The sequence below is a fragment of the Sphingomonas sp. BL-S-29 genome (assembly GCF_055521495.1).
Genome location: NZ_CM145482.1, coordinates 5,105,001 through 5,122,596, shown reverse-complemented (window position 1 = coordinate 5,122,596; position 17,596 = coordinate 5,105,001). Strand labels below are relative to the sequence as shown.

General features: G+C 66.7%; 16 protein-coding genes and 1 rRNA gene (1 of these 17 running past the window's edge). 11 read left to right on the top strand and 6 right to left on the bottom strand.

What is annotated here, in order from left to right; all coding sequences use genetic code 11:
• Window positions 1-67 precede the first annotated feature (67 nt).
• A complete protein-coding gene (locus tag ACZ1I2_RS24090; RefSeq protein WP_465175556.1) occupies window positions 68-850 on the top strand; it encodes a crotonase/enoyl-CoA hydratase family protein in 783 nt (260 codons plus the stop codon).
• Window positions 851-856: 6 nt separating this feature from the next.
• Here ACZ1I2_RS24090 and ACZ1I2_RS24085 read toward each other — a convergent pair whose 3' ends face one another.
• The 3 genes from ACZ1I2_RS24085 to ACZ1I2_RS24075 all read right to left on the bottom strand — a co-directional run bounded on the left by ACZ1I2_RS24085 (window position 857) and on the right by ACZ1I2_RS24075 (window position 3,374).
• Window positions 857-1,306, bottom strand: coding sequence for an acyl-CoA thioesterase (locus tag ACZ1I2_RS24085; RefSeq protein WP_465171685.1), 450 nt, complete (start codon window positions 1,304-1,306; stop codon window positions 857-859).
• A 42-nt stretch (window positions 1,307-1,348) separates the two neighbouring features.
• Entirely contained in the window at window positions 1,349-2,131 is a 783-nt protein-coding gene (locus ACZ1I2_RS24080) for an SDR family NAD(P)-dependent oxidoreductase (protein ID WP_465175557.1), read from the bottom strand.
• A gap of 73 nt (window positions 2,132-2,204) precedes the next feature.
• Window positions 2,205-3,374: an acetyl-CoA C-acetyltransferase gene (locus tag ACZ1I2_RS24075; protein ID WP_465175558.1), complete on the bottom strand. Its 1,170-nt coding sequence runs from the start codon at window positions 3,372-3,374 to the stop codon at window positions 2,205-2,207.
• A 106-nt stretch (window positions 3,375-3,480) separates the two neighbouring features.
• Between ACZ1I2_RS24075 and ACZ1I2_RS24070 the strand changes: the two genes are divergently transcribed.
• Together ACZ1I2_RS24070 and ACZ1I2_RS24065 are read left to right on the top strand one after the other, a co-directional pair.
• The gene (locus tag ACZ1I2_RS24070; RefSeq protein ID WP_465175559.1) at window positions 3,481-4,146 is read left to right on the top strand and encodes a nitroreductase; all 666 of its coding nucleotides are present in this window, start codon (window positions 3,481-3,483) and stop codon (window positions 4,144-4,146) included.
• Window positions 4,147-4,412: 266 nt separating this feature from the next.
• Entirely contained in the window at window positions 4,413-5,615 is a 1,203-nt protein-coding gene (locus tag ACZ1I2_RS24065) for an MFS transporter (protein ID WP_465175560.1), read from the top strand.
• A 100-nt stretch (window positions 5,616-5,715) separates the two neighbouring features.
• Here ACZ1I2_RS24065 and ACZ1I2_RS24060 read toward each other — a convergent pair whose 3' ends face one another.
• On the bottom strand, window positions 5,716-7,185 hold the full coding sequence (locus tag ACZ1I2_RS24060) for a DEAD/DEAH box helicase (RefSeq protein WP_465171690.1): 1,470 nt from the start codon (window positions 7,183-7,185) through the stop codon (window positions 5,716-5,718).
• Window positions 7,186-7,469: 284 nt separating this feature from the next.
• Between ACZ1I2_RS24060 and ACZ1I2_RS24055 the strand changes: the two genes are divergently transcribed.
• The gene (locus ACZ1I2_RS24055) at window positions 7,470-8,663 is read left to right on the top strand and encodes a GAF domain-containing sensor histidine kinase (RefSeq protein ID WP_465175561.1); all 1,194 of its coding nucleotides are present in this window, start codon (window positions 7,470-7,472) and stop codon (window positions 8,661-8,663) included.
• A gap of 67 nt (window positions 8,664-8,730) precedes the next feature.
• Window positions 8,731-9,081 carry a response regulator gene (locus tag ACZ1I2_RS24050; protein WP_465171692.1) on the top strand — a complete coding sequence of 117 codons (351 nt, stop codon included), beginning with the start codon at window positions 8,731-8,733 and terminating at the stop codon, window positions 9,079-9,081.
• 4 nt (window positions 9,082-9,085) lie between these two features.
• Here the strand turns inward: ACZ1I2_RS24050 and ACZ1I2_RS24045 are convergent, their stop codons facing one another.
• Complete coding sequence (locus ACZ1I2_RS24045; protein ID WP_465175562.1) at window positions 9,086-10,240, bottom strand: acyl-CoA dehydrogenase family protein; 1,155 nt, start codon at window positions 10,238-10,240, stop codon at window positions 9,086-9,088.
• Between the two features lie 117 nt (window positions 10,241-10,357).
• On the opposite strand from ACZ1I2_RS24045, the gene ACZ1I2_RS24040 reads away from it, so the two are divergent.
• The 4 genes from ACZ1I2_RS24040 to ACZ1I2_RS24025 all read left to right on the top strand — a co-directional run bounded on the left by ACZ1I2_RS24040 (window position 10,358) and on the right by ACZ1I2_RS24025 (window position 16,008).
• Window positions 10,358-11,359 (top strand): fumarylacetoacetate hydrolase family protein, encoded by a 1,002-nt coding sequence (locus tag ACZ1I2_RS24040; protein WP_465171694.1) that lies wholly within the window; start codon window positions 10,358-10,360, stop codon window positions 11,357-11,359.
• Window positions 11,360-11,468: 109 nt separating this feature from the next.
• Window positions 11,469-12,860: a DUF4139 domain-containing protein gene (locus ACZ1I2_RS24035; protein WP_465171695.1), complete on the top strand. Its 1,392-nt coding sequence runs from the start codon at window positions 11,469-11,471 to the stop codon at window positions 12,858-12,860.
• 2 nt (window positions 12,861-12,862) lie between these two features.
• The gene (locus tag ACZ1I2_RS24030) at window positions 12,863-14,437 is read left to right on the top strand and encodes a DUF4139 domain-containing protein (protein ID WP_465175563.1); all 1,575 of its coding nucleotides are present in this window, start codon (window positions 12,863-12,865) and stop codon (window positions 14,435-14,437) included.
• Window positions 14,438-14,439: 2 nt separating this feature from the next.
• On the top strand, window positions 14,440-16,008 hold the full coding sequence (locus ACZ1I2_RS24025) for a DUF4139 domain-containing protein (RefSeq protein WP_465175564.1): 1,569 nt from the start codon (window positions 14,440-14,442) through the stop codon (window positions 16,006-16,008).
• Here ACZ1I2_RS24025 and ACZ1I2_RS24020 read toward each other — a convergent pair.
• Window positions 16,005-16,319 carry a hypothetical protein gene (locus ACZ1I2_RS24020; RefSeq protein WP_465175565.1) on the bottom strand — a complete coding sequence of 105 codons (315 nt, stop codon included), beginning with the start codon at window positions 16,317-16,319 and terminating at the stop codon, window positions 16,005-16,007. The two genes, ACZ1I2_RS24025 and ACZ1I2_RS24020, sit on opposite strands and share 4 nt — an antisense overlap.
• An 85-nt stretch (window positions 16,320-16,404) precedes the next feature.
• On the opposite strand from ACZ1I2_RS24020, the gene ACZ1I2_RS24015 reads away from it, so the two are divergent.
• Complete coding sequence (locus ACZ1I2_RS24015) at window positions 16,405-16,833, top strand: CBS domain-containing protein (RefSeq protein ID WP_465171699.1); 429 nt, start codon at window positions 16,405-16,407, stop codon at window positions 16,831-16,833.
• A 577-nt stretch (window positions 16,834-17,410) separates the two neighbouring features.
• Window positions 17,411-17,596: ribosomal RNA gene (locus tag ACZ1I2_RS24010) — 16S ribosomal RNA — on the top strand (it continues 1,299 nt past the right edge of the window).

Sequence of the window (17,596 nt, the reverse complement as noted above, 5' to 3'; positions counted from 1 at the left end):
TGGGAAAACGGTGTCTCGACTTCGCTCGACACGAACGGCAGAGGGAGCGAGGATTAAGGACAAGACCATGAACGACCGCGTCTCGATCACCGTTGCCGACCATGTCGCCGATGTCCGCCTGACTCGCGCCGACAAGATGAACGCGATCGATCCGGCGATGTTCAAGGGCATCGCCGCGGCGATCGACCAGCTGAACGGCATGGCCAATGTCCGCGCCGTCGTGCTGTCGGGCGAAGGGCGCGCTTTCTGCGCCGGGCTCGACATGCAGAGCATGGCGGGCGGCGGATCGGGCATCGATCTCGGCAGCCGGCGGCCGGACGGCGCCAATCTGGTGCAGCAGGTGTCCTGGGGCTGGCGCATGCTGCCCATGCCGGTGATCGCGGCGGTGCACGGCGTGGCGCTGGGCGGCGGGTTCCAGATCATGTCGGGTGCCGATGTCCGCATCGCCGCGCCCGGCACGCGCATGTCGATCCGCGAGGGGCATTGGGGGCTGGTGCCGGACATGGGCGGCATCGCGCTGTGGCGGACGCTGGCGCGCGACGATGTGTTGCGCGAGCTGACCTATACCGCGCGCGAATTCACCGCCGAGGAAGCCCTGGGCTATGGCTTCGTCACGCGTCTTGCGGACGATCCGCACGAAGCCGCGATGGCGCTGGCGCACGAGATCGCGGGGCGCAGCCCGCATGCGGTGCGCGGGTCGAAGCGGCTGTTCAACCTCGCCGCCGATGCCGATCCCAAGGCGATTCTCGACGCCGAGACGGTCGAGCAGTTGCGCGTGATCCGCCAGCCCAATCAGGTCGAAGCAGTGATGGCCAATATGGAAAAGCGCGCGCCCCGCTTCAAAGATTGAGGCGCTTCAGAGATTGGGGAGGGGCGCGCCGACCAGCAACTGGTATTTCTCCAGCCCGGCACGGAAATCGTCGGGCAGCCGGGTCGCGCCCGAGGCGGCGCTCATCACCAGCAAGGCGTCGCAGGTCGCGATCGCGAACCCCTGCTGAAAGGCCGCGGACACGATCTGCCAGCTTCTGGTGCCGATCTCCCCGATGCCGGTCGCGATCTCGACATCCGCCGGGAAACTGCCCTCGGCGAGGTAATTGATCTCGATCCGCGCGACCAGCCAGCGATGCCCCGCCCAGCCCGACAGTTCCATCGCCTGGTTGAACCGCACCCGCCCGCTTTCGAACAAGGCCGCCATCGCGACATTGTTGATATGACCGAGCGGATCCAGGTCCTGGAATCGCGTCTGGATCGTCTCGCTGTGCGGATAGGCCGCCGGGTTCAGCCGGGATGGATCGGGTCGGGCCATCGTTCCTTCTCTCAAGCCCCTCCCGAAAGGGGAGGGAAGCGGTTACCGCGGCGCCATCCGGATGGCACCGTCGAGGCGGACGTCCTCGCCGTTGAAATAGCTGTTCTCGATCATCGCCAATGCCAACTGCGCATATTCCGGTGCGTTCCCCAGCCGCTTCGGAAAAGGCACCGAAGCGGCGAGATTGTCCTTCACCTGTTGCGGCGCGCCCTGCATCAGCGGCGTGTTGAAGATGCCGGGCAGGATCGTGTTGACCCGGATGCCCTCGCCCATAAGGTCGCGCGCGATCGGCAGGGTCATGCCGACCACGCCGCCCTTCGACGCCGAATAGGCCGCCTGGCCGACCTGCCCGTCCTCGGCCGCCACGCTCGCGGTCATCACGATCGCCCCGCGCTCGCCATCCTCGCCCGGTTCCAGCGTCAGCATGCCGGCGGCGGATTTCGCCACGCAGCGGAACGTGCCGACCAGGTTGATCTGGATGAGCCAGTTGAACGCCTCCAGCGAGAAATGCCTGATGCTGCCATCTTCCCGCGACCGGCTCGCCGTCTTCATCGCATTGCCGGTGCCGGCGCAGCAGACCAGGATGCTCTCCTGCCCGTTCACCGCGCGTGCCCTGGCGAAACCGGCATCGACGCTCTCGTCCGAGGTCACGTTCACTTCGCAGAAGATGCCGCCGATCTCGGCCGCGACCTTCTCGCCCTTCTCCGCCTGGAGATCGAAGATGGCGACCTTCACGCCCTTCGCCGCCAGCGCCCGCGCGGTCGCTTCGCCGAGGCCGGAAGAGCCACCGGTGACGACGGCGGCGATGTTGGTGTCGAGTTTCATTCCATTCTCCCTTGTGCTCCCGCGAAGGCGGGAGCCCAGACTGGGTCCCCGCCTTCGCGGGGACACAAATATGTCAAACCCGCTCGACGATGGTGACGTTGGCGATGCCGCCGCCCTCGCACATCGTCTGCAATCCGTAGCGAAGCCCGCGCGTGTGCAGCGCATGGACCAGAGTGGCCATCAACTTGGTGCCCGAGGCGCCGAGCGGATGGCCGAGCGCGATCGCGCCGCCATTGACGTTCAGCCGCTCGGGATCGCCACCGACATGCTTCAGCCAGGCGAGCGGCACCGGCGCGAACGCTTCGTTGACCTCATACAGGTCGATATCCTCGATCTTCATGCCCGCGCGCTTCAGCGCCTTGTCGGTCGCGAACAGCGGCTCCTCCAGCATGATGACGGGATCGCCACCGGTGACGGTGAGGTTGTGGATGCGCGCCAGCGGGGTCAGGCCATGCTCCTTCAGCGCGCGTTCGCTCACCACCAGCACCGCGCTCGCGCCGTCGCAGATCTGGCTGGCATTGGCGGCGGAGATCACTCCGCCTTCCTGCAACAGCTTGACCGAGTGGATGCCCTCGAAGGTAGCGTCGAAACGGATGCCTTCGTCGACCAGATGGCAGGCCTCGCCTTCGGGGGTCACGATCTCGAGTCCGACGATCTCGTCCCTGAAATCACCCCGCTCGGTCGCGGCGGCAGCGCGGCGATGGCTCTCCAGCGCATAACGGTCGAGCTGGTCGCGATCGAAGCCATATTTGTCGGCGATCATCTGCGCACCGAGGAACTGGCTGAACTGAACGCCGGGATAGCGCGCTTCCTGGCGTGGCGACTTGGATTTGCCGAGGCCGGCCTGGGCAAACAGCATGCCGGTGGAACCCATCGGGACTCGCGTCATGCTCTCGACGCCGGAGGCGATCACCACGTCCTGCGTGCCGGAGAGCACTGCCTGCGCCGCGAACTGGATCGCCTGTTGCGAGCTGCCGCATTGCCGGTCGATCGACACGGCGGGCACGCTCTCGGGCAGTTTCGACGCGAGCACCGCGCCGCGCCCGACCTGGAAGCCCTGTTCGCCGCCCTGGCTGACACAACCCATGATGACGTCCTCGATCGCGGCAGGATCGATCCCGGAGCGGTCGACGATCGCGTCGAGCACCGCGCCGCCCATGTCCGCCGGGTGCCATCCGGCGAGCTTGCCGCCACGCTTGCCGCCCGCGGTGCGCACCGCTTCCACGATATAGGCCTCAGCCATGCTCGACTCTCCATAAAGTTCCTATTTGCAACCCATACTTGCCCAATCCCGGCGGGTGGGCAAGGGTGACAAGCCATACCCGATCGTCGAAACATGGAGCTGCGCGATGAATGTGACGGAAGCCGTAGCGGCACGCCGCTCTGTACGCGGATTTCTGGAAAAGCCGGTCGACGGCGCAATCCTGAAAGAGATCGTGACGAAGGCAGCGCGGGCGGCAACCGGCGGCAATCTCCAGCCCTGGCATATCGATCTGGTGAGCGGCGAGTCGCTGGCCAGCCTCAAGGCGTTGATGATGGCGAAGCTGATCGCGGGCGAGACCGAGGAGCATGCCTATGCGATCTATCCGCCGCACCTGACCGCGCCCTATCGCGACCGGCGCTTCGCGGTGGGGGAGGCGATGTATGCCGAGATCGGCATCCCGCGCGAGGACAAGGCGGCCCGGCGGATGTGGTTCGCACGCAACTTCCAGTTCTTCGGTGCTCCGGCCGCCCTGTTCTGCACCGTCGACCGCCAGATGGGTCCGCCGCAATGGGCCGATCTCGGCATGTATCTGCAGAATGTGATGCTGCTGGCGGTGGAGGGGGGTCTCGCGACCTGCGCGCAGGAATGCTGGGCGGTCTATCCCGAGACGATCACCAGCTTCCTCGGCACGCCGGCGGAGCGGATGCTCTTTTGCGGCATGGCGATCGGCCATGAGGATGAGAAGGAACCGGCGAACCGGTTGCGCACCGCGCGGGCGCCGGAAGAGGAATGGCTGGCGGTACACACCTGATCCTCCCTCTATTCCTCCCCGCACAGCGGGGAGGGGGACCGCGCTTGCGCGGTGGAGGGGCTTGGAGCGCGGCGTGCGTGCCCGGAACTCTCCATCGCAATTCGCAAAGCCGGCGCAAAGGGTTCGCATCTTGCGCTCCAAGCCCCTCTACCACTTCCTGGTCCCTCTCCCCGTTCCGGGGAAGAATTGAGGCGATTGCGCCCAATGCCTGCCGTAGTCCCAACTCTGCAATTGACGCTGCACTGCAGCATCGCCACCTGTGGCCGATGCTTGATCCGACCGCGCCGGCGCTGCTCGCCGAACCCGCCGCCCCGGCCCACCGTGTCGGCCTGACGCATCTCGCGCTCGCGGTCGGCGGCTTCGCGATCGGCACGACCGAATTCGCGACGATGAGTCTCGTTCCCGATTTCGCGCGCGATCTGCACATCGACGCGCCGACCGCCGGCCATGTCATCAGCGCCTATGCTCTGGGCGTGGTGGTGGGGGCGCCGACCATCGCGGTGCTCGCCGCGCGCATGTCGCGCCGTGCCCTGCTGATCCTGCTGATGAGCTTCTACGCGGTCGCCAACGTCCTGACCGCGCTGTCGCCGAGCTATACGATGATGATGGGGCTGCGCTTCCTCAGCGGCCTGCCGCACGGCGCCTATTTCGGGATCGCGACCCTGGTCGCGGCGTCGCTGGTACCGCCGGGCAAGCGCACCCAGGCGGTGGCGCGCGTGCTGCTCGGGCTGACGGTGGCGACGATCGCCGGGGTGCCACTGGCCAATTTCCTCGGCCAGACGATCGGCTGGCGCTGGAGCTTCGCCATTGTCGGCGCGCTGGCGCTGCTGACCGCGGCGCTTGTCGCGATCTACGCCCCGCGCGATCTGCCCGACCGGACGCGTAGCCCGCTCGCCGAGCTGGATGCGCTGAAGCGTGGACAGGTGTGGCTGACGCTCGGGATCGGCGCGATCGGATTCGGCGGGCTGTTCGCGGTCTATACCTATCTCGCTTCGACCCTGACCGAGGTCACCGGCGTGTCGCCGCTGATGGTGCCGGTCGCGCTGATGGTGTTCGGTGTGGGCATGACGGCGGGCAATCTGGTGATCCCGCGCTTCGCCGACCGCGCCCTGATGCCGACCGCGGCGGCGCTGCTGGTGTGGAGTCTCGTGGCGCTGGCGCTCTATCCGCTCGCGGCGCAGAATTTCTGGACGATGCTGATCGACGTCTGCGCGATCGGATGCGGCGGCGCGCTGGGCACGGTGCTGCAGACCCGGCTGATGGACGTGTCGGGCGACGCGCAGGCGCTGGCGGCGGCGCTGAACCATTCCGCGTTCAACGTGGCGAATGCCTTGGGTCCGTGGCTCGGCGGGCTGGCGATCGCGGCGGGGTTCGGCTGGACGTCGACCGGCTGGGTCGGCTGCGCGCTCGCGCTGGGCGGGCTGGCGATCCTGGCGCTGTCGGTAAGCCTGGAGCGGCGCAGCTCTTAGTCCTCCCCGAGCTTGCTCGGGGAGGGGGACCACCCGCTTCTTCAGCGGGTGGGGGAGGGGCTTGGAGCGCGGAACATCTGTCCCGCCGTCGCTATATCCTTCAGCCCGCCGCGGGCGAACGGCGACCGCCGCCCGAATGGTTGCGGCCCTGGCCGCCGGGGCGACCGCCGCCACCGGGACGGCCCTGGCCGCCCGGACGGCCGCCGCCATTGGGGCGACCTGCATTGTAGGGACGACCACCCTCGGGGCGAGCGCCCTGGGGACGGCCGGCACCTTCGGGACGCGCGCCCTGCGGGCGAGCCTGGCCCTCGGGGCGGGCGCCGGTCGGGCGCGCAGCGTGAGTCGCGCGCGGCGGCGCACGGTGGCGGCCCGAATCGTCGCGGCGACGATCGTCGTCCGATCCGGCCGGGCGCTGTGCCTTGATCTTCGCCGCCTCGGCAGTGAAGCCCTCGGGGAGCGGCATCGGGGTCGGCTTCACGCGCGTGAGCTTCTCGATGTCGCGCAGATAGGCGCGCTCGTCATCCGCCACGAAGCTGATTGCGACGCCCGATGCGCCGGCACGCGCGGTGCGGCCGATGCGGTGGACATATTGCTCGGGTACGTTGGGCAGCTCGAAGTTGAAGACATGGCTCACGCCCGACACGTCGATGCCGCGCGCGGCGATATCGGTCGCGATCAGCACCTTGACCTTGCCCGACTTGAACTCGCCCAGCGCGCGTTCGCGCTGCGGCTGGCTCTTGTTGCCGTGGATCGCGTTGGCGGCGATGCCGGCATGGCCGAGCAGCTTCACGACGCGGTCGGCGCCGTGCTTGGTGCGGGTGAACACGAGGCAGCGCTCGATCTCCGGGTTGCGGAGATGGATGGTGAGCAGCGCCTGCTTTTCCGACTGGTTGACGAGCGTCGCGTATTGCTCGACGCGCTCCGCAGTGGTCGACACCGGCGCGACCTTCACGGTCGCCGGGTCCTTCAGGAACTGGTCGGCCAGCTCGCGGATCGCGTTGGGCATGGTCGCCGAGAAGAACAGAGTCTGGCGATCGCGCGGCACCATCTTCACGATCTTGCGGAGCGCGTGGATGAAGCCGAGGTCGAGCATCTGGTCGGCCTCGTCGAGGACGAGGATCTCCAGCGTGGCCAGGCTGACGAAGCGCTGCTCGATCAGATCGAGCAGGCGGCCCGGGGTGGCGACGAGGATATCGATGCCGCGCGCCATGTCCTGGCGGTTCTTGTTGATGCTGGTGCCGCCGAACACGGTCGCGACCGACATCTTGGAGAACTTGCCGTAATCGCGGGCGCTGTCGGCGATCTGGCTGGCCAGCTCGCGCGTCGGCGCCAGGACGAGCATGCGGCAATGCGTCGGCAGCACGTTCTTGGGCGCGTTGACGAGGCGCTGGATCGAGGGAAGGACGAACGCGGCGGTCTTGCCGGTGCCGGTCTGCGCGATGCCGAGCAGGTCGCGGCCGTCGAGCAGGGTCGGGATCGACTGCTTCTGAATCGGGGTGGGAGTGGTGTAGCCCTTGGCTTCGAGCGCGCGGACGAGCGGCTCGGCAAGGCCGAGATGTGCGAAAGACATGAGAATTATAGTCCAATATTAGCCGGGCTCGCGAGTCCGGCGGACGCACGAGTGGCGGGGGAGAATGACACCCCGCGTGAAAAGGGAAGCCCGTTAAAAACGACCGAGGCGGAGCTTGGACCCTAAGATCCGATCACGCTGCATGACGCCTCGATGGGCGGCATATGCATGTTGCGGTGCAAAAAGTCAAGATCGGTGGCGAAAACGACGGTGCCGCGAACCGCTTGATCCGGATCATCATGGTGCGGGGTGACGCGGCGCCTGATCGCGCCTAGGCTGGCGCGGTGCAGACGGGGGACCTTGCTCAGCCGACGGCGTTCGAGCTCGATATCGCGGCGATCGAGCGGATCGAGGCCGTTCCGACGATCCTCGACGTCGTGTGCCGCACCACCGGCATGGGCTTCGCCGCGGTCGCGCGTGTCACCGAGGATCGCTGGATCGCCTGCAGCGTGCGCGACGACATCGCCTTCGGGCTGACGCCGGGCGGCGAGCTGAAGGTCGAGACGACGATCTGCAACGAAATCCGCGACAGCCGCGAGCCGGTGGTGATCGATCACGTCGCCGAGCATCCCGAATTCCGCCATCACCACACCCCGGCGACCTACGGCTTCCAGAGCTATATCTCGATGCCGATCCTGCTGCCCGACGGCCGCTTCTTCGGCACGCTGTGCGCGATCGACCCGCGCCCCGCGCGGCTGAACAATCCCGAGACGATCGGCATGTTCCGCATGTTCGCCGACATGATCGCCTTCCATCTCGACGCCCAGGCCCAGATCGAGCGGAGCGCGGCGATCCTGCTCGACGAGCGCAAGACCGCCGAGTTGCGCGAACAGTTCATCGCGGTGCTTGGCCATGACCTGCGCAATCCGCTGGCCTCGATCGACGCGGGCACGCGGCTTCTCGCGCGCGACCCGTCGCCCGAAAAGGCGGCAATGGTGCTGGCGCTGATGCAGAGCAGCGTGGTGCGCATGGCCGGGCTGATCGACAATGTGCTCGACCTGGCGCGCGGGCGGCTCGGCGGCGGACTCACGCTTCAGCGCGCGCCGGTGCAGCTCGAACCCGTGCTGCGCCAGGTGATCGACGAACTGGGCTCCAGTCATCCGGACCAGAAGGTCGAGGCAGTGATCGAGCTCGATGCCGACGTCGATTGCGACCGGGGCAGGATCGCGCAGCTCCTGTCCAACCTGCTCGGCAACGCGCTGACTCACGGCGCCGCCGATCGGCCCGTATTGGTACGCGCTGTGACGCACGGCGCCGCCCTCGAGCTGTCGGTCAGCAATGCCGGCGAGGAAATTCCGCCCGCCGCGATCGAACGCCTGTTCCAGCCCTTCGCGCGCGGTGCGGTGCGGCCTGACCAGGCAGGTCTCGGTCTCGGCCTTTATATCGCCTCGGAAATCGCCCGGGCGCATGGCGGATCGCTCCGTGTCGCGTCGTCGCCGATGCAGACCTGCTTCACTTTCCTGATGCCGCTGGCCTGAAAATACCGCTCCCGGCCTGTACCCGTTTGTCGATGTGGTACGTTACCATGGGTCTGGGAGACCGCCCGTGTGCCATGTGCTGATCATCGAGGACGAAGCGCTGATCGCGCTCGATCTTCAAGAGATGCTCGAACTGGCCGGAGCGACCACCTTTTCCTTCGCCGAAACCGAGCGCGAGGCACTCGATGCCGCCCGCGCGCATCGGCCCGATGTGATCATGTCGGACGTGATGCTGCGCGAGGGCACCGGGCCGCATGCAGTAGAGCTGATCCAGGACGAGATGGGACCGCTCCCGGTGATCTTCATCACCGCCACGCCCGAAGCCTGCACGACCTGCGGCCCACCGGCGATCGTGCTGGGCAAGCCGATGGTCGATGCCAGGGTGCGCGAGGCATTCCGGGCGGTCGCGCCGCGCTGACGCCTCAGAGCGATCGCCCGATCAGCTCCTTCATGATCTCGTTCGTCCCGCCATAGATCCGGCTGACCCGCGCGCCCCGCCAGGCCCGCGCGATCGGATATTCGTTCATGTATCCGGCGCCGCCATGGAGCTGGAGGCATTTGTCCATCACCTCCCATTGCAGCTCGCTATGCCATAGCTTGGCCGCAGCGCCCTCGGTCGGGGTCAGCTCGCCGGCGAGGTGCCGCTTGATCGCCCAGTCGAGATGCGCCCAGCCGACCTGCAGCTTCGCCTTCAGATCGGCGAGGACGAAACGCGTGTTCTGGAAATCGAACACCACGCCGGCGAAGGCCTTGCGCTCCTTGGTGAAGGCGACCGTCTCGTCGAACGCCTTTTGCGCCGACGCCTGTACGCCGACCGCGATCGACAGCCGTTCCTGCGGCAACTGGCTCATCAGATAGATGAAGCCCTTGCCTTCCTCGCCCAGGCAATTGGTCATCGGCACGCGCACATCCTCGAAAAACAGCTCCGAGGTATCGGCCGCGTCCTGGCCGATCTTGTCGAGGTTGCGTCCACGCTTGAAGCCTTCTCGGTCGCTCTCCACCAGGATGATCGACATGCCCTTGTACGCAGGTTTGGCGTCGGGATCGGTCTTGGCGACGACCAGGATCAGGTCGGCATTCTGGCCGTTGGTGATATAGGTCTTGGATCCGTTGACGACATAATGATTGCCGTCCTTCTTCGCGCTGGTGCGGATGCCCTGCAGGTCGGATCCGGTGCCCGGCTCGGTCATCGCGATCGCGGTGATCGTCTCGCCCGAGACGAGGCGCGGCAGCCACTGCTTCTTCTGCTCTTCGGAGCCGTACTGGACGATATAGTCGCAGACGATGTCGGACTGGAGCGAGAAGCCGAGCGGCGTCCCGGCATAGCTGATCTCCTCGTCGATGATCGCGTTATAGCCGAAATCCAGGCCCAGCCCGCCATAGGCCTCGGGCACCGTGGGGCAGAGCATCCCGATCGCGCCGGCCTTGGTCCAGATCGACTTGTCGACGATTCCCGCCTCTTCCCACGCGGCGACATGGGGAACGGCTTCCTTTTGCAGGAAGCTGCGCACGCTTTGGCGGAACGCTTCGTGATCCTCGGTATAGGCAAAGCGGCCTTGCACGGTGTCGAGGGACATTCTTCTCTCCTGGTCTGTTTCGGGAGAGGTTGCGGGCAGTTTACGCGAACGTCAAGCTCGCTGGCGCTCGACAGCCCGAGCGATCGGACTATGCTCGGCGCAAACACAGGAGAGTGCATGAAACTGGCCAGCCTAAAGCATGGACGCGACGGCAAGCTTGTCGTCGTTTCGAACGATCTGGCCTGGTATGCCGATGCGGGGCACATCGCCCCCACGCTGCAGGCGGCGCTGGACGACTGGGACCGGCTGCTGCCCGATCTCAGGAACCTCGCGACCGATCTCGAGCATGAGATGATCCCGATGCGCCGCTTCCACGAACATGGCGCGGCGGCGCCCTTGCCACGCGCCTATCAATGGGCGGACGGCTCGGCCTATGTGAATCATGTCGCGCTGGTCCGGCAGGCGCGCGGCGCCGAGATGCCCGAGAGCTTCTGGCACGATCCGCTGATGTATCAGGGCGGCTCGGACGGTTTTCTCGGGCCGCGCGACCCGATCCCGCTGGCGGACGAAAGCTGGGGTTGCGACATGGAAGCCGAAGTGGTGGTCGTCACCGGCGACGTGCCGCTCGGCGCGAGCCGCGAGCAGGCGCTCGAGGCGGTGCTGCTGGTCGGCCTGACCAACGACGTGTCGCTGCGCAACCTGATTCCCGGTGAGCTGGCCAAGGGCTTCGGCTTCTTCCAGTCGAAACCGGCCAGCGCCTTCTCGCCGGTGTTCGTCACGCCCGAGTCGCTTGGCGAATGGTGGAAGGACGGGAAGCTCCACCGTCGGCTGATGGTCGATCTCAACGGCAAGGCATTCGGCCGGGCCGAAGCCGCGGAGGACATGACCTTCGATTTCGGCACGCTGATCGCGCATGCGGCGAAGACGCGGGCGCTGGGGGCGGGGACGATCATCGGTTCGGGCACCGTCTCCAATCGCGATTCGGGCGGCGGCCCGGGCAAGCCGGTCGCCGGTGGCGGCGTGGGGTATAGCTGCATCGCCGAGGTGCGCATGGTCGAGACGATCACGGGCGGCGCCGCGGCGACGCCATTCCTGAAAAAGGGCGACACCGTCCGCATCTGGGTGGAGGACGACAAGCACCACCCGATCTTCGGGGTGATCGAACAGACGGTGGAATAATATCCTCCCAGCAGCATCCGCCGCTGAGGGCGTTCGAGACCATGGATCCGCGGTTGACGCCGGGCAGCGCCCGGCTAAGATGATATTTCATAACACTGGGAGGACGGGGATGCGGTTCTGGACCTTGCTGGCGCTGACGGCGCTGCCCTCGGCGGCTGCGGCGCAAACGACACCGACCTTGCCGACGGGCCCCAGCGCCCAGGGCGACCTGTCGGTCACCATCTATCAGAACGGCCAGTCGCTGGTGCAGGACGTGCGCCAGCTCGATCTGCCCGCGGGCCGCACGCGCCAGGAATTCCCCGACGTCTCGGCGCAGATCCGGTCTGAGACGGTCACGCTCGGCGGGCCGGGCATCGGCATCGTCGAGCAGAATTTCGATTTCGACCTGCTCTCGCCCGACAAGCTGATGGAAAAGGCGGTCGGATCGGTCGTTACCATCGTCCGTACCAATCCCGCGACCGGCGCCGAGACGCGCGAACAGGCGAAAGTGCTGGCGGCGAATGGCGGCATCGTGCTGCAGATCGGCAACCGCATCGAGGTGCTGCGTGACGACGGGCTGCCGGTGCGCGTGGTGTTCGACAAGGTGCCGGAGAATCTGCGCGCCCGGCCGACTCTGTCGGTCACGCTCCAAGTCGCGCGCGCCGGGCGCATTCCCGCGACGCTGTCCTATCTGACGCCCGGGCTCGGCTGGACCAGCGACTATGTCATGCTGTTCGACGAGCCCAAGGGGGCGATCGACGTGCAGGGCTGGGTCACGCTGACGAACAGCACCGGCACGACCTACAGCAATGCTGATGTGCTGCTCGTCGCCGGCAACCCCAATCGCAACCCCGGCAGCTTCGAGCGGCTCGGGGGCGGCGCGATCGACCAGGCCGGCACCGAGACGGGCACGCGCGAGCGGCTCGGCGACTATTATCTCTACCCGCTGAGCGATCGCACCACGATCGCCAATGCCCAGCAGAAGCAGGTCAGCTTCCTCGACGTGAAGGGCGCGCCGGCGCGCAAGGCCTATGAATGGATCAATGGCTGGCTTGGCACCACGGCCGACCCGCGCAGCGCCTCGACCGTGCTGAAATTCTCGACCTCGAAGAGCGGCGGGCTCGGCGATCAGCTCCCGGCCGGCACGATCCGCGTCTATATGCGCGATGCGCGCGGCGACCCGCAGTTCATCGGCGAGAACCGCATCCCGGCGACACCGATGGGATCGCAGATGTCGATCCGCACCGGCGACGCGTTCGACGTGAAGGGTGCGGCGGTGATCGTCGAGCGCAAGCGCCTGTCGTCGAGCCGCTGGCGCACGACGATGCGCTACGACTTCACCAATGCCCGGCCCGAACCGGTAACGGTCGATCTGGCGCAGGACGGGCTGTGGGGTGACGTGCGCGTGACCGATCAGACCATCACCGGCGAACGCATCTCCGCCGACCGGATGGAATGGAAGGTGCCGGTGCCGGCCAATGGCAAGGCGTCGCTGAACGTGGTGTTCGACACGCGGTACTGACGGTGCGGCGTCTCGCCTTCCCGATGGCGCTTCTCGCTGCCTCGCCCGCGGCGGGGCAGGCGATCGTGCAATCCGACCGGATCGATGCGGTGTCGGTGACGCTCTACCGCGAGCCGGGCCGGGGCGAAGGCGCGATCCGGCCCGGCTGGCCCGGCGGCTATGCCCTGGTCACCGAGACGCGCACGATCCGCGTGCCCGCCGGCCGTTCGATCATCCGGTTCGAGGGCGTGGCGGAAGGCATGCTCCCCGAAAGCGCGATCGTCACCGGCCTCCCGCGGCCGGTAAACGAGAAGAATCGCGATGCCCGGCTGTTGTCGCCGGCCGCCTTGGTCGATGCCTATCTCAAGCGCCGGGTGATGATCACCCGCACCAGCCGCGCCACCGGCAAGGCCAGGACCGAGGAAGCGGTCATCCAGTCGGGCCCGCGCGGCGGTGTGCTGCTGACCACCGAGGCCGGCGTCGAGGCGCTCTCCTGTTCCGGCCTGCCCGAAGCGCTACGCTATAGTGGCGTGCCCGACGATCTGTCCGCCAAGCCGACTCTGTCGATCGTGACCGACACGGCCAGGGCGGCGACCGTGACGGTGCAGCTTTCCTATCTGTCCCAGGGCTTCGACTGGTCGGCCAACTACGTCGCGCGCGTCGCCGATGACGGGAAGACGCTCGATCTGTTCGCCTGGCTTACCGTCGCGAACGGCGGCAGCCAGGGCTTTGCCCGCGCCAGGACCCAGGCGGTCGCCGGTGGCCTGCACCGCGAACCGGCGGCGCAATTGCCCCAGGGCCTCCCGCCCAAGCTGACCCTGCAATGCTGGCCGATGGACATCACCAGCACGTATCCGGCCTGGGATGTGGAACGGCCCCCGCCGCCGGAGATGGTGATGGAGGAAGAGGCGAGGGATCGCGTGTCGATGGAGGTGATGCCCATGGCCATGGCGCTGCCGCCGCCTCCGCCACCCCCGCCCGCCCCGGCACCGCCCGCGATGATGGCGCAGCAGGAGGATCTGGGCGACCTCAAGCTCTACCGCATTCCCGAACCCGTCACCGTCGCCGCGCTCAGCCGCAAGCAGGTCGCGATGATCGATCGCAAGCGTGTGAGCTTCGACCGCATCTATACCGGCTACTTCAACGGTTCCTTCTACGCGCCGCCCGCTTACGCGATGCCGAGCCAGCCCGCCGGACTGATCCTGCGCACCGAGAATCTCGAGGCGAACGGCCTCGGCCTGCCGCTGCCGGCGGGCAGCGTGGCGGTGTTCGAGAAGGGCGGCGGCGCTTCGCTGCTCGTCGGGGAAAGCAACCTGAAAGATCGCGCGGTCGGCGAGGAGGTCGAGCTGGGCGGGGGCGCAAGCCCGGACGTCCGCTATGTCACGACCAGCCTGCCGCGCACGAAGGACACGGCGCCTTTCACCGTGCGTGTCACCAACGCGCGGTCGACGCCCGAGACGTTCGAGCTCCCCCTGCCGCTCAAGATCAGATCGGCCAGCGACACGATGATCGAGCGCAAGGGTGGCAAGGTGTGGCGCGTCGTCGTGCCCGCCAATGGCGCCGTAGAGCTGAACGTGACGTTCGACCTCAAATCCTGACCATGCGCGGCGTGGCCATCCTGTTCGCGCCGGTCGCCCTGCTCGCCGCTGGTTCGGCCGGGGCCCAAGCCATCATCGCCTCGGACCATGTCGATTCAGTGTCGGTTACGCTCTATCGCGGCGAGCGCGCGGCGCAGAATGGCTGGCCCGGCGGCTATGCGTTGATCACCGAGACACGCACGATCCGCGTGCCCGCCGGCCGGTCGGTGATCCGGTTCGAGGGCGTGTCGGAGGGCATGCTGCCCGAAAGCGCGATCGTCACCGGCCTGCCGCGCGGCGTGAAAGAGAAGAATCGCGATGCCCGGCTCCTCTCGCCCGCGGCACTGGTCGACGCCTATCTCAAGCGCCGTGTCACGCTCCGCCGTACCAATCGCCGCACCGGCCTGACGACGACGGGCGAGGCGATCATCCAGTCGGGCCCCGGCGGCGGGGTGCTGCTCACTACGCCGGAAGGCGTCGAGGCTCTGTCCTGCTCGGGGCTCCCCGAAGCGCTCTCCTATTCGGGGGTGCCGGCCGATCTCTCCGCGAAACCGACTCTGTCGGTCGTCACTGACAGCGCGGTGGCGGCGACCGCGACGGTGCAGCTTTCCTATCTCGCCCAGGGCTTCGACTGGTCGGCCAATTATGTCGCGCGGCTGAGTGGGGACGGGAAGACGCTCGACCTGTTCGCCTGGATGACCATCGCCAATGGCGGGAGCCAGGGCTTTGCCGACGCCCATACCCAGGCCGTCGCGGGCGCGCCGAACAGGGAAGCCAATGCGGCGCTGCCCAAGGGGCCACCACCCGAGCTGCGCCTGCAATGCTGGCCGATGGACATCACCAGTACCCATGCGCGCTGGAATATCGATCGGCCTGCTCCGCCTGAGCCGCCATCGGAAGTCGCGGCTGAATCCTATGAGGATATCGTCGTGACGGCCCAGCGACGACGCCAGGGCCTATACGAGGTGCCGATGGCGATCAGTGTGGTGATGAAGGCGAAGCTGGAGGAACTGGGCGACCTGAAGCTCTACCGTATTCCCGAACGCGTCACCGTCGCCGCGAAGAGCAGCAAGCAGGTCGCGATGATCGATCAGCCGAACATACGGTTCGAACGGATCCATAAAGGCGCGTTCGAGGAATTCGATTACGACAAGGACGACGAGCCCGAGAGCGCACCGGCCGAGGTCGTGCTGCGCACCGAGAATCGCGCGACGAACGGGCTTGGCCTGCCCTTGCCGGCAGGCGGCGTCGCCCTGTTCGAGCCAGTGGACGGCGCCCCGATCCTGGTCGCCGAAAGCAGGCTTGCCGACCGCGCGGTCGGCGACGAGGTCGAGATCGGCGCCGGGCAGAGCCCCGATCTGCGTTACACGGTCGTCGCGCGCCCGGGATCGGAACGGCGCAAACCCTATAGGGTCCGCGTCACCAATGCGCGCGCCACGCCGGAGCTTTTCGAGCTGGAGATTCCCTATAAGGTCGGCTCATCCAGCGAGAAGCTGATCGAGCGCAAGGGGGTGAAGACCTGGCGCGTCATCGTCCCGGCGAATGGCGAGGCGAAGCTGGACTTCGCGCTGAAACTGGAGCCGGAAAGCTAGGGCCGGTCGTGCCGCGGACCGGCGGGGCCTTCGGGATCCCGCGCATCGACCGATTCGTCATGGCCGGTGCCCGAGCTGAGGAACACCAGCCCCATCAGCGCCGCTGCCATCAGCACCGATCCGCCGATGCCGCCGATCGCCGCGGCGACCGCGACCCAGGACAGCGGCCCATAGAGTTGCTGCAGCCCGAATGCCGCGACCAGCCCGCATGCAAGCGAGAACAGGCTCATCCAGCCGAGCATCCGGCGATAGCGGCGCCAGGCAAATGCCGCCTGTTCGGGGTCATCAAGTCCTGAGGCGTGTTCGCTCATGCTTCCCATATGGCCGCAAACGTGGAATCCTCAAGCGCCTCAGAGACTCGGGAGCAAACCGGGTCGTGCATGGGGAGTATGGATGATGACGATAGCAGCGATCCTGGCCGGCAAGGGACGCGACGTGATCTCGATCACCGCGCATCAAAGCCTGGGCGAGGCGGTGACGCTGCTCGCCGACCGGCGAATCGGCGCGGTACCGGTGATGGACGGTCAGCAAGTGGTCGGCATCTTTTCGGAACGCGATGTGATCCACGCGCTGAGCAGCCATGGCGCGGGCGCGCTCGATCGCAAGGTGGGCGATGTGATGACCTCGCCCGCGATCACGGTCAGCCCGTCCGAGGCGGCGATCGGGGCGCTCTCGCTGATGACCCGGCGGCGCATCCGCCATCTCCCGGTGGTCGAGGGCGGCCGGGTGATCGGGGTCGTCTCGATCGGCGACCTCGTCAAATACCGCATCGACCGGATCGAGGCCGATGCCGAGGCGATGCGGAGCTATATCCAGTCGGCCTGAAATTGGCGGCGTTGCGGGAACGGGCCGGCGCCGTGTCGCTGAAACGACTCCGGGCGATTCCCGCCGGGTGCCGTGAATCGGCCCTCCCGACCTGCTTCGGGCGCGACTCAGCGGGGCGATTCGAGCCGCTGGTGGCCGATTCGATCGGGGCAGCCGCCGGTAGCCGGGCTCCCGGGTCGCCGCAAACCCGCGGAAATCCGCGGTTTTCACTGGGCGTTGTAAGAAAATTGCAAAAAGCCGTTGACGGTCCGGGACCCCCCACCTAAATGAGCTCCACCGCAGCGACGGACCACACGGTTCGCCTTTACGGTCACCATAAACCAGGCGTCGGATCGCCCCGATAAAAAGGGGTTTGGAGTGGCGTCGGGCTTTTGCGCTCTTTGACATTGTTGGTATAGATGAAGGGACATGTGGGCGGCGGCTCCGGGTCTTGCGTTCAAGGCGCAAGGAGCTCGGTTAAATTAGGCCGTTCCTATATGTCCTTATTACAATTCCACAGTATTTGTAATTTGTGCAGGAACGGCTCCTTGAGATCGCTTTCTCGTCGTGATTATTCCGTCGCGATTGGAAGGTTCATCAACTTGAGAGTTTGATCATGGCTCAGAATGAACGCTGGCGGCATGCCTAACACATGCAAGTCGAACGAGACCTTCGGGTCTAGTGGCGCACGGGTGCGTAACGCGTGGGAATCTGCCCTTGGGTTCGGAATAACAGCGAGAAATTGCTGCTAATACCGGATGATGACGTAAGTCCAAAGATTTAT

What these genes read in the sequence shown, in the direction of transcription:
- ACZ1I2_RS24065 (WP_465175560.1), top strand. Translation starts at nt 4,413, where the DNA reads ATGCTTGATCCGACCGCGCCGGCGCTGCTCGCCGAACCCGCCGCCCCG.
- ACZ1I2_RS24020 (WP_465175565.1), bottom strand. Translation starts at nt 16,319, where the DNA reads ATGAGCGAACACGCCTCAGGACTTGATGACCCCGAACAGGCGGCATTT.
- ACZ1I2_RS24015 (WP_465171699.1), top strand. Translation starts at nt 16,405, where the DNA reads ATGACGATAGCAGCGATCCTGGCCGGCAAGGGACGCGACGTGATCTCG.
- ACZ1I2_RS24075 (WP_465175558.1), bottom strand. Translation starts at nt 3,374, where the DNA reads ATGGCTGAGGCCTATATCGTGGAAGCGGTGCGCACCGCGGGCGGCAAG.
- ACZ1I2_RS24090 (WP_465175556.1), top strand. Translation starts at nt 68, where the DNA reads ATGAACGACCGCGTCTCGATCACCGTTGCCGACCATGTCGCCGATGTC.
- ACZ1I2_RS24060 (WP_465171690.1), bottom strand. Translation starts at nt 7,185, where the DNA reads ATGTCTTTCGCACATCTCGGCCTTGCCGAGCCGCTCGTCCGCGCGCTC.
- ACZ1I2_RS24025 (WP_465175564.1), top strand. Translation starts at nt 14,440, where the DNA reads ATGCGCGGCGTGGCCATCCTGTTCGCGCCGGTCGCCCTGCTCGCCGCT.
- ACZ1I2_RS24080 (WP_465175557.1), bottom strand. Translation starts at nt 2,131, where the DNA reads ATGAAACTCGACACCAACATCGCCGCCGTCGTCACCGGTGGCTCTTCC.
- ACZ1I2_RS24035 (WP_465171695.1), top strand. Translation starts at nt 11,469, where the DNA reads ATGCGGTTCTGGACCTTGCTGGCGCTGACGGCGCTGCCCTCGGCGGCT.
- ACZ1I2_RS24045 (WP_465175562.1), bottom strand. Translation starts at nt 10,240, where the DNA reads ATGTCCCTCGACACCGTGCAAGGCCGCTTTGCCTATACCGAGGATCAC.
- ACZ1I2_RS24085 (WP_465171685.1), bottom strand. Translation starts at nt 1,306, where the DNA reads ATGGCCCGACCCGATCCATCCCGGCTGAACCCGGCGGCCTATCCGCAC.
- ACZ1I2_RS24040 (WP_465171694.1), top strand. Translation starts at nt 10,358, where the DNA reads ATGAAACTGGCCAGCCTAAAGCATGGACGCGACGGCAAGCTTGTCGTC.
- ACZ1I2_RS24070 (WP_465175559.1), top strand. Translation starts at nt 3,481, where the DNA reads ATGAATGTGACGGAAGCCGTAGCGGCACGCCGCTCTGTACGCGGATTT.